1 pseudogene is annotated in these 238 nt (G+C 47.1%); it reads right to left on the reverse strand.

Features of this window, described 5'->3' with window-relative positions:
- A pseudogene (locus CF394_RS00110) lies at nucleotides 1-238 on the reverse strand (acyltransferase); the annotation flags it as partial.

A 238-nucleotide genomic window follows, 5' to 3' on the forward strand; every position in this document is an offset into this window, starting at 1 on the left:
AACCACCAATTGCTGACATACAAAAGAGAGGAGATCGCATCTCCCCGTACGGTATGCATCAGCTCTCTGTTAAACAAAGCGACCCATATGACGGTTGCGAAAATCATGAGCGTCGCCGCTGGAAGCAGCCGCCGTATCCGGCGCACCCAAAAATCGCGGAATGTGAGGGAAATGTCATTTCCATACGCCGGCAGGATAATCGATGTAATCAAATATCCTGATAAAACAAAAAAGATAT

It is taken from the genome of Tetzosporium hominis (assembly GCF_002265435.1).
Classification (GTDB): Bacteria; Bacillota; Bacilli; order Bacillales_A; family Planococcaceae; genus Chryseomicrobium; species Chryseomicrobium hominis.